The following is a 1541-nucleotide window of genomic DNA, read 5'->3' as shown; positions in this document are numbered from 1 at the left end:
CAGTTGTCTTGGGGTTATATAGTCAAGCAACTAAGCGCATACGGTGGATGCCTTGGCAGTCAGAGGCGATGAAAGACGTGGAAGCCTGCGATAAGGTTCGGGGAGCTGGCAAACAAGCTGTGATCCGGGCATTTCTGAATGGGGAAACCCACCGACTTTCGGGTCGGTATCTTGCACTGAATACATAGGTGTAAGAGGCGAACCGGGGGAACTGAAACATCTAAGTACCCCGAGGAAAAGAAATCAACCGAGATTCCCTAAGTAGCGGCGAGCGAACGGGGACTAGCCCTTAAGCTAGACAACTGGTAGGAGAAGGCTCTGGAAAGTGCCGCCATAGTGGGTGATAGCCCCGTATCCGAAACCTGAGTCTGGTGAAATCGAGTAGGACGGGACACGTGATATCCTGTCTGAACATGGGGGGACCATCCTCCAAGGCTAAATACTCCTGACTGACCGATAGTGAACCAGTACCGTGAGGGAAAGGCGAAAAGAACCCCTGTGAGGGGAGTGAAATAGATCCTGAAACCGTATGCGTACAAGCAGTCGGAGCGGACTTGTTCCGTGACGGCGTACCTTTTGTATAATGGGTCAGCGACTTATGTTCAGTGGCGAGGTTAACCGTTTAGGGGAGCCGTAGGGAAACCGAGTCTGAATAGGGCGATTTAGTCGCTGGGCATAGACCCGAAACCGGGCGATCTATCCATGAGCAGGTTGAAGGTGCCGTAACAGGCACTGGAGGACCGAACCCACTGTCGTTGAAAAGCCAGGGGATGACTTGTGGATCGGAGTGAAAGGCTAATCAAGCCCGGAGATAGCTGGTTCTCCCCGAAAGCTATTTAGGTAGCGCCTCGGACGAATACCACAGGGGGTAGAGCACTGTTTCGGCTAGGGGGTCATCCCGACTTACCAACCCGATGCAAACTCCGAATACCTGTGAGTACTATCCGGGAGACACACGGCGGGTGCTAACGTCCGTCGTGAAGAGGGAAACAACCCAGACCGCCAGCTAAGGTCCCCAAGTACCAGTTAAGTGGGAAACGATGTGGGAAGGCTCAGACAGCTAGGAGGTTGGCTTAGAAGCAGCCATCCTTTAAAGAAAGCGTAATAGCTCACTAGTCGAGTCGGCCTGCGCGGAAGATGTAACGGGGCTCAAACTGGTCACCGAAGCTGCGGCTGCATACTTTGTATGCGGGGTAGGGGAGCGTTCTGTAAGCCTGCGAAGGTGTGTTGAGAAGCATGCTGGAGGTATCAGAAGTGCGAATGCTGACATGAGTAACGACAATGCGGGTGAAAAACCCGCACGCCGGAAGACCAAGGGTTCCTGCGCAACGCTAATCGGCGCAGGGTGAGTCGGCCCCTAAGGCGAGACCGAAAGGTGTAGTCGATGGGAAACGGGTTAATATTCCCGTACCTTGGATAGCTGCGATGGAGAGACGGAGAAGGCTAGGTGAGCCGGGCGACGGTTGTCCCGGTTTAAGCGAGTAGGGAGTGGACTTAGGCAAATCCGGGTCCACAATCTCGAGACGCGACGACGACTGCTC

The 1541-nt window shown here is 54.3% G+C and carries 1 rRNA gene; it reads left to right on the top strand.

What is annotated here, in order from left to right:
• Positions 1-20: 20 nt before the first annotated feature.
• Positions 21-1541, top strand: a 23S ribosomal RNA gene (locus tag BM035_RS22150); the annotation flags it as partial.

The sequence above is a fragment of the Marinobacter sp. DSM 26671 genome (assembly GCF_900112835.1).
Taxonomy (GTDB): Bacteria; Pseudomonadota; Gammaproteobacteria; order Pseudomonadales; family Oleiphilaceae; genus Marinobacter; species Marinobacter flavimaris.
Note: the sequence above shows the minus strand (reverse complement) of the source record. Positions and strands in the feature narration are given on the sequence as shown.